Source organism: Spirosoma utsteinense, assembly GCF_014282275.1.
In the GTDB taxonomy this organism is placed as follows: Bacteria; Bacteroidota; Bacteroidia; order Cytophagales; family Spirosomataceae; genus Spirosoma; species Spirosoma utsteinense.
Genome location: NZ_VFIA01000031.1, coordinates 66,777 through 76,117, shown reverse-complemented (window position 1 = coordinate 76,117; position 9,341 = coordinate 66,777). Strand labels below are relative to the sequence as shown.

General features: G+C 51.5%; 5 protein-coding genes. 2 read left to right on the top strand and 3 right to left on the bottom strand.

Features of this window, described 5'->3' with window-relative positions:
• From FH603_RS20895 to FH603_RS20885, 3 genes are all read right to left on the bottom strand, one after another.
• Nucleotides 1-1,131 (bottom strand): hypothetical protein (locus tag FH603_RS20895; RefSeq protein WP_186739649.1); only part of this gene is annotated, 1,131 nt, incomplete at its 3' end.
• A gap of 840 nt (nucleotides 1,132-1,971) precedes the next feature.
• Complete coding sequence (gene hemH, locus FH603_RS20890) at nucleotides 1,972-3,033, bottom strand: ferrochelatase (RefSeq protein ID WP_186739646.1); 1,062 nt, start codon at nucleotides 3,031-3,033, stop codon at nucleotides 1,972-1,974.
• Nucleotides 3,034-3,124: 91 nt separating this feature from the next.
• The gene (locus FH603_RS20885; RefSeq protein WP_186739645.1) at nucleotides 3,125-3,916 is read right to left on the bottom strand and encodes a hypothetical protein; all 792 of its coding nucleotides are present in this window, start codon (nucleotides 3,914-3,916) and stop codon (nucleotides 3,125-3,127) included.
• Nucleotides 3,917-4,057: 141 nt separating this feature from the next.
• On the opposite strand from FH603_RS20885, the gene FH603_RS20880 reads away from it, so the two are divergent.
• Both FH603_RS20880 and FH603_RS20875 read left to right on the top strand, forming a co-directional pair.
• A complete protein-coding gene (locus FH603_RS20880) occupies nucleotides 4,058-5,068 on the top strand; it encodes a hydrogen peroxide-inducible genes activator (protein WP_186739644.1) in 1,011 nt (336 codons plus the stop codon).
• Nucleotides 5,069-5,152: 84 nt separating this feature from the next.
• On the top strand, nucleotides 5,153-9,268 hold the full coding sequence (locus FH603_RS20875; protein WP_186739643.1) for a hybrid sensor histidine kinase/response regulator transcription factor: 4,116 nt from the start codon (nucleotides 5,153-5,155) through the stop codon (nucleotides 9,266-9,268).
• Nucleotides 9,269-9,341 lie beyond the last annotated feature (73 nt).

Here is a 9,341-nt window from a genome sequence, read left to right as displayed (position 1 = left end):
GCCCCCGCTGGTGTTGAAGATGATGTTACCCGTGGCGCAGTTGTAGGTTGGAGGCAACATCGTCAGCGCCCCACCCAGTGTAGTGGTGACCGGGGGCGTGACCGTGACCGTCGTAGGCGGGGTTAGCGTCACGGTTGTCGGGGGGGTTACTGTGACCGTAGTGGGCGGAGTGACCGTCACGGTTGTAGGGGGCGTCACGACCGAACCAGGGCAAACGTCCGTTCTGGTGGGACTATTCGCTAAGTTTACCGACGCATCGGCTGGCCGCACCGATATAGTCAGTGAAGTGTTTGATTTATAATAGTCTGGAATAACCCAGACATACCCGTACTCACTAAAATCTTTCACGCCATAGGCTTTCGCCACGTCCTGACGACGCTGGTCGGCCAGCACGGTAGCCACTTTAACACCATTGATATAAATGTCGACTTCCTGCGATTTACTAAAATTGTTTACATCCAGTATCCAGCCTGAAACCGCGTCGCAGGCGGCATAGTCCAGGAAGCCACGATATGAAGCAGCCGCTTCCCGGCCCGATCCGGTTGCTAAACTACCATCCGTTTGCACGAACAACGTTACGGTTGGCAAATTACCGGGATTGGATGCGGCTTGTGGAACAACAACGTTGTCATCCACCTCTGTTTTTACTGTAACAACCGCTTTTTCAACAAACAGTCCCTGATCGTTGGCCTGCCCCCGTAATAAGCGAAAGCCTGTACCCGGCGTAACCGTCCGGAAGAATCCTCGAACATGATAGGTCATTACAGGACGTGACGGATAAGACAATTGCCCCGTCACGTTATCGGTGAAGTCGCCCCCCGTTTGCTCAAAACCGGCAGGCATCAACAATTTGAGCGTGTAGGTGTTAAAACCTGACTGAAAGAAGAGCAGGTTAGGCGAAATATTCAGTAGTTCAGCCGTAATGATTAGCTCGAATGGCTCACCTAACCGCACAGTTGGCTTACTGCACTGTATACTAAACCGAATAGGATCATTCGAAACACTCGACAGTGGAGAAATCACTTTCAGCGGCAGGGGGCCCCAATAGCTTACAGGGGTGGCACTCGACACACTATCGGGCCAGTTAGCCGTAAGCCTATGACCAGGTAAGGTTTCAGCTGATGCAGGCACCAATGAAATGAGAGCCAAACAGATGAATGTATAAAAATATTTAACAACGCTCATACACACGTATTTGCTGAAAATGGTACAATTAATGTGCATAGAATAATATTTAGAATTTTCCCACGCAGTTTGAATAACAAATATTAAGCCATTATACCAGACAGCTATGCAATAAATTAACTTTTTAGATAATTAGGCAATTTAGTATCTACATAATTGACTTAATAGTTTATAAATCTACCTACCTGCAAAGAGTGCACTAAACAAGTTCCCTGCACTATCACGTGCCAATTTTCTCCGCGCAACTCTTATTTCATAAAAGATTTGTGGAATTGTTTCATCAGCTTACCTACCATACAATAAATAAGATGACTACACACGAATTAACCTTTAGTAGCAATGGGCCAATCAAGCCATAGATATAACACGCTCTTTATCAATAGATAACGCTGAGAATCGAAATCTTTTCTGGTATATATGGCATCTTTCGCGAGATTTTCATGCCTGACCGCACTAACTCTACTTACCCGAAGTGGTATTACCTAATCCTGGCCATTAACCTAACGATTCAATCAACAATGATTCAAATCCCACATGTCCGTTACCCGATCAACTAGGCGGCCGCTTATGTTACCATTTACACATAATAATATAACACATACGTCAGTCCGAATGAGCAGGACGTGAGCGCTATTCATGGGTACCGCCAAGCGTTGAAACCGATCCAGATCGAGCTGTGCCGTTCAGGCGCAAAACCAGACAGCTGCAGAGCCTTAACAGCCGTTTCACTGCCCATCAAAAAAGCCCGCAACACAGTGTCGCGGGCTTTCCTTAGTGTAAACGAGTTTAGGCTGTTTTGACCAGGTCAACGAGCGTCTCCACCCATAACGGATTGTCGTTGAGGCTTTCGACCAGTTGCCAGTGTTCCCCCCCTCGTTCTTCAAACATTTCTTTATATTCTTCGCCCACCTCGATTGTTGTTTCCAAACAATCGGACACAAAAGCAGGTGAGAAAGCCAGCACGCTCTTCACCCCCTTGCCTGCCAGTTCCTTGATGATATCATCGGTATAGGGCTTAATCCAGGGATCACGGCCTAAGCGTGACTGGAAGCAAGTTGTATAGCTTCCTTCGGCAAGACCCAGATCGCGCACGATCCGGCGCGTAGTTTCAAAGCACTGCGCCCGGTAACAGTGCTGATTCATGGCCGTAAGTGAGCCGCAGCAATCGCCAAAGCGGCATACGTCTTTCGTAACATCGCCCTTTCGGATCTGACGCTCAGGCAAGCCATGGTAACTAAACAGAACATGGTCATAGTGACGCTCCGTGAGGTATTTTCGACCCGCCTGAACAAACGCTTCTATGAATTTAGGATGCTCCAGAAACCGATTGACAAACCGGAGTTTGGGCATCACCTGCCATGTTTTCAGAATGTCCATTACCTTTTCGTACACCGATCCCGTTGAAGCCGAAGCATACTGCGGGAAGAAGGGGATTACGACCAGATCAGTCAGGCCCATCCGCTGAAAATCGGCCAGGCCCGCATCTATACTGGGGCTTTGGTAACGCATGGCGAGCTTAACTACATACGCATCGCCAAGCGCTTCCTGCAACTGTCGCTCAACAACATAACCGTAATGTTTCAGGGGCGACCCTACCTCGGTCCAGAGTTGCTTGTACACTTTAGCCGATTTGGGTGCCCGGAACGGAGCAATAATCCCATTGACCAGCAGGAAACGAGGAATATAAGGAACATCAATGACGCGTCCATCCATCAGGAACTCGCGCAGGTATTTCCGCACGTCCGGCACCGAAGGGCTATCGGGCGTACCTAGGTTAACGATCAATACGCCCGTTTTGCCAACGGGCACTGGTGTTAGAACGGGGGGCTGTAGAACAGGTGCTTCCATAGGGAGGAAACAGGGATGTTAAGAAGTTAGTTTACGAAAATACCGTAGACTCGACATAGTCGATGAACGTCGCTTTTGGTCGGTGTGTCACTTAGTCTTCCTGCGGGTAGCGTTTCAAGTCCGTACGGCTGAAATCGCTGAATACTTCACCAGGAAGGCCGGTAAAAACCATAATTTCGGTCAGGTCACGCTCACCCCGTTCGCCAGACAACAGGATAGACCCGTACGTCTTGTAATCGGCCCACGGCAGCGTGAAGCGGGGTACTTCGTCAGTATATTTAGGGTAGTGTGCCCATTGGGTGACCAGATGCGATTTCTTGTCGATCCAGATATGGTACTTGTTATCGGGCGTTACGCCTACTCCCTTGAACGTCATTTGAATCAGGTCGGCGGCTTTCCCGTCTTTCGTAGCTACTGTGTCGCCCAGGTATTTGAGCGTCACGCCCGAGTCTTTGAGCTTGAACGGCATAACCAGCCAGTACGAATCATTGATCCAGGCAGCTTTACCCGCTTTTACGTACTTGGCTACCGAATCAGGCTCGGTGAGTTCCTTGCCATTTCGAAATACCCGACCTTTGTCGGTGTTGATGTTCAGGAGCACTGTTTGATCGTCGCGCAGGTTATCGACCCGTACGGTACCGGTCCATTTATCCCAGACTAGTTTGCGGGCACCAAAAAAATTCCAGGCAATCAGGTGGGTATTGTCCCAGGCTTTCCGACCACCCATGGCTACCATGACCTGATCAGCAATCTGCACGGCTTTGGGATCAGAACCAGCCATATCGAAACCCGCTGCGGGTGGATTCGATGATTTCCTGGACTGAGCCATACCAGTCGATGTACTTAATACCAGCAAAAAAAAGAGCAGTCGACGTGTTTTCATAAACGATATCGTTTTAATTAGACAAAAGTAAGTTGAATAATGCTGATTGATGAAGGGTGAGCGATGAATGATTGTACCCATCAACACTATTTATCCGCTTTCCTCTATCATCTGTTGCTTGCCTGACATCCTTCATTGGCTATGACGCTTTCTCAACTCGATTACATTGTTGCTGTCGATACATACCGGCATTTTGCTACAGCAGCCGAAGCCTGCCACGTTACGCAGCCAACGCTGAGTATGCAGATTCAGAAGCTGGAAGACGAATTGGGCGTCCTCGTGTTCGACCGATCCAAGCAACCCGTTGTACCAACCGAAACCGGCCAGGCCCTTCTGGCTCAGGCACGTGATGTGCTACGGGCAGCCCGGCGTATACCGGAGATCGTCAGCGAATCGAAGAATGATTTCCAGGGCGATCTGCGCATTGGCATTATTCCAACGCTGGCTCCGTACCTGCTTCCCTACTTTATTGGTGAGTTTATTCAGACATACCCGGCAGTTTCGGTACAGATTCAGGAACTGGTGACGGAACAAATTGTGGATCGACTTCGCCACGGCCTCATCGATGTAGGGCTGGTTGTAACGCCCCTTACCGAAAATGGTATTACCGAGATACCCCTCTTTCAGGAACCATTCGTCGTGTATGCGGCCGATTCCCATGAATTGCTGGCGAAAGCAGCCGTGACGGCAGCCGACCTGCAAACAGATGGCCTCTGGCTGCTAACCGATGGTCACTGCTTTCGCAACCAGGTTATCAACCTCTGTGGTGCCGACCGAATGGCTAGTGGGTCAACCATGCTTCAGCAACCGGCTGGAACGGCTATCGAATCGCCGGAGAAACCACGGCCAGTGCGGTTACGCTACGAAACAGGCTCTCTGGAAACACTCATCAAGCTCATCGACAAACAGGATGGATTTACGCTCCTTCCCTACCTCGCTACCGTTGACATGACCGATCAGCGCCGGGCACGGCTTCGGCCGTTCGATCAATCGCCCGGCGCGGCTCCTCAACCCGTACGTGAAGTTAGTCTGGTAATACACCGTAGTTTTCTTAAGCGCAAACTCATCAACGCGCTTAAAAACGAAATACTGAGCCATTTGCCAGGCGACCTGGCGCAGGCAAAAACAAGTAGTCGCGTGGTAGGCTGGTAGACATATCAATAATGTAATCTATTTGATATACATTCGTGATATATTAATAAGATCTGTTTGAGATAACTTTCTACGCAACCTTTTATGAATGGTTATGTAGCGCTTCACCACACGGGAGCGCCCATATGTCGCCGTAAAATCGACTTGTTCTACTGGACAAATCTACTTTTCACAGCGATCGGACAATTCTTTTTCTTTCTGTTTTTTTTGACCGGGCAACCATCCGCTGTTGCTCAACCGTCCCTCGATCAGTTCGAACATCTGTCGGTCAAAGACGGCCTTTCTCATAACTCGGTCAACTGTATGCTTCAGGATCGGGCCGGGTTTATGTGGCTCGCGACCAACGACGGGCTCAACCGGTACGACGGGCATACGTTCATCATTTTTCGGCCCGACCCGGCCCGCCCGAACCACAGTTTTCGCAGCAACCGGGTTACGGGCCTTTGCCAGGGGCGGGCAGACCGGGTCTGGGCCGTTACTGAAGGGGGGGGACTTCATGCCGTCGACCGACTAACCGGCCAGGTAACGCCCCACCCTATTCTGGCCAGGAACGCCAACCGCTGGAATACCCAACTGGATGTTTATGAGGACAGCCAGGGGTTTCTCTGGCTTAGTACGTATAATGGACTGGCTCGTTACGAGCCCGACCGACATCACTTCGTGCTTTATCCCTCGCCCCAGCCCGACATGCCCATCAAGCGTGTTTTCGAAGATACTAAACAACGCCTGTGGGTTGCCACAGCCAGGGGACTTCATCTTTTTGACCGGCGAACCGGACGGTATACCCTGCTGCCTGCTCCGGTAAGCAGCGGCCCCCAGCCTACATTCAATTCCTTCGTTCAAGTCGACCCGAATGTGCTGTGTCTGGGAACGGCTGGCCATGGATTATTCCAGCTGAGGCTGGACACCCAGCCCTGTCAACTGACACCCTATAATCCAGGCGGGAAAATCAACAAGTTCATCTTTCTTCACTCCCTTCAACTCGATACCACCCGAAATCTGTGGATAGGCACTACCGAAGGCCTGCAACGTATTGATACCAAACACCAGCAGGTAACTACCTATCGGCCCGACCCCAGTTTACCCGGTGCCATTAGTAGTATCAGCGCACAGAACGTGTATATCGATCGGGCCGGAACCCTGTGGGTAGGTACTGACAATGGGGTCGATAAAAAACCCGTCAATACCAAGCCGTTCGTTACGTATCAGCTAAAACCAACCACCAGTACAGCCAACCTGATCGAGAACCGGGTCAACGCCGTACTACTCGACAGCCAGAACCGGCTTTGGCTCAGTAATTACCATACCCTCCATCGAACCGATGCCCGGCAGGGTGGCTCCGCCCAAATAGAGCCGGCTCAGCTGGGCGTATCGGCCAGTCAGACAAACTTTGTTTTTTCCATGCTGCCGAATGGACCCGATGGAATCTGGTTGGGTACCGAAAAGGGGCTGATGGCCTATGATGCCCGGTCGAATCGCTATACAAGTTATGAAGCCGATTTGTCAGGCCATTTTATGAGTGAGGGACTGGCGGGCAGCCTCTGGATCGGTAGTGAAGGCGGCATTGCCCGTTTCGACAAGAAAACGCACCGCTACACCTATTACAAGTACGACCCAGCCGATAGTAAGGGCTTACCCGACATGTTTGTTTATGCACTGCTGGCCAGCCGAACAGGACATGTATGGGTGGCCATCAACGGGGAAGGCATCAGCCGACTTGATCCCCGCACAGGCCGATTTACCCACTACCGGGCGGGGCCAAAGCCGGGCCAGCTTAGCAGTAATGAAGTACTTACGTTTTATGAAGATGCCGCCGGGGTACTTTGGGCGGGTACCAATCAGGGCGGATTGATCCGGCGCGACCCCAGGACCGGGCTATTTTCGGCTGTCACCATTCAGGAAGGGTTACCCAGTAATCGGGTGGTTGGCATTGCGGGCGATGCTGCGGGTTACCTCTGGCTGAGCACGAATCAAGGCTTGTGTCGGTATGACCCCCGCACAGGCCGTATCCGGAGTTATACCGTTAATGATGGATTACCAAGTAATGATTTTCTGGAGAACGCCGTCTACGCCCGACCGGGCGAAATCCTGTTCGGGAGCCTGAACGGACTGGTGCAGGTCAATCCGGCCCGCATCCGCGACGACAGGCGCCCATTTCCGGTTCAACTCACCGATTTCGAGGTCCTTAACCAAAGACGACCCATACCTGACAGCCTTATTACGCTGGCCCATAACGAGAATTTTCTTTCGTTCGAGTTTGCGGCCCTTACCTACGTTTTGCCCCGCCAGAGCCGGTATGCTTACCAGTTAGTGGGGGTCGATGCCAACTGGGTAGCGAGTGGCAACCGTCGCTTTGCCAACTATACCGATCTGCCCGCGGGCAACTACCAGTTTCGGGTAAAGGCATCGAACAGTGACGGCATCTGGAACGAACGGGGCATCTCCCTTCAGCTCATCATCCGTTCACCCTGGTGGCAAACAGGCTGGGCCTATGGATTCTATGCGCTCGTCATTGGTGGCGTCCTTATTGGATCGGTACGACTGTATACGAACCGAATCCGGCAGCAGCAGGAGATCGAACTCAATCGTCAGCAAACAGAACAGCTAAAAATTGTCGATGAACTGAAAACACGGTTCTTCTCCAATATCACCCACGAGTTTCGAACGCCCCTGTCGCTCATCATATCGCCGGTGGAGAAACTACTGCTGGACCCTCAGTTCGATACGCGCACGCGCCAGACGCTGGCGCTTGTCCAGCGAAACGCCCGCCAGTTACTGCGGCTTATCAACCAGTTGCTGGATCTGTCAAAGCTGGAAGCCAACAGCATGGGCGTATCGACCATGCGGGGTATTCTTACCGAATTTGTGGGTCAGCTAATTGACTCATTCCGCCCGGCGGCTGAGCAGAAAGGCGTAACCCTACACTACAACACACAGGATATCCAACAGGAACATCTGTTCGATGCTGATAAGTGGGAAAAAATCCTGACCAATCTCCTGTCGAACGCCCTCAAATTTACGGGCAGTGGCGGGGAGGTTACGCTCACCCTGGCGTTAGGGGCACCATCGGAGACCGAGCCAACGCAAACCGTCAGCCTGGTGGTGGCCGATACGGGTATCGGGATTCCGAGCGAAGAGCTTCCGCGCATTTTCGATCGTTTTTACCAGGTCGATAATTCACGCACCCGCGCTTATGAAGGCACCGGCATTGGTCTTTCACTCGTCAATGAGCTGGTCGCCCTTATCGGCGGAACGATAGCGGTAAAAAGCGAGTCTGGTTCAGGCACCACCTTTTCGTTGACATTACCCGTACAGACAACACAGCCGGATACCATTTCGGATAGCTTGTCGATACAGTCGATTCCGCTGGCCGTACCAACGGGCGAACATCATCCACTTATCGCTCCTCCAGTACTTGTTCCGGCCGATGAACGGCCAGACGATGATGTTCTCACGCCAGTCATTCTGGTGGTGGAAGACAATGACGAACTGCGTGGCTTTGTAGCGACTGAACTGGCTATGTTTTACCGGGTTCTAACGGCGGCCAATGGCGAAGCAGGCTGGCAACTGGCTCAGGCCGAATTGCCGGATGTGGTCGTGTCGGATGTAATGATGCCGGTGATGGATGGCTACGAACTAACGCGGCTTATAAAAAGCCATCCGGAGACCGAGCATATAGCCGTCGTTATCTTGTCGGCCAGGGCGGCTCATCAAAGCCGGGTCGATGGACTGGCGGAAGGTGCCGATGACTACCTGGCCAAGCCATTCAACCAGCAGGAATTACACCTGCGACTGCGCAACCTGATTGGGCGGCAACAAAAGCTGCGGGACTATTACCGTCGGCAACTCTCCCAGCCCGAAACCCCCGCCCCGCTTGAAACAGAGCTGGACCCTTTCCTGCGCCAGATATATGAACGGCTGGAAACGAACCTCATCGACGTTTCTATCAATGTCGATTGGTTATCCAGCGAATTGTCCATGAGTCGTAAGACACTTTATCGGAAAATTCATAGCCTGACCCAACTGGCACCTAATGACCTTATCCGCCAGTATCGTCTGCGTAAAGCGGCCGACTTGCTACGATCGGGCCACAATGCGGCCGAAACTGCTTACCTCACCGGATTCAAAACCCAGTCGCATTTCGCTAAAGTGTTCAAAAATTTCTATGGCCAAACACCGTTGGAATTCATCAACAACTAATCAATAAAGAAAATTTAGTATATAAAGGTGACGTAAAAGTTCAGAGCCTGTCCCAAATGGATAAGAATATGTC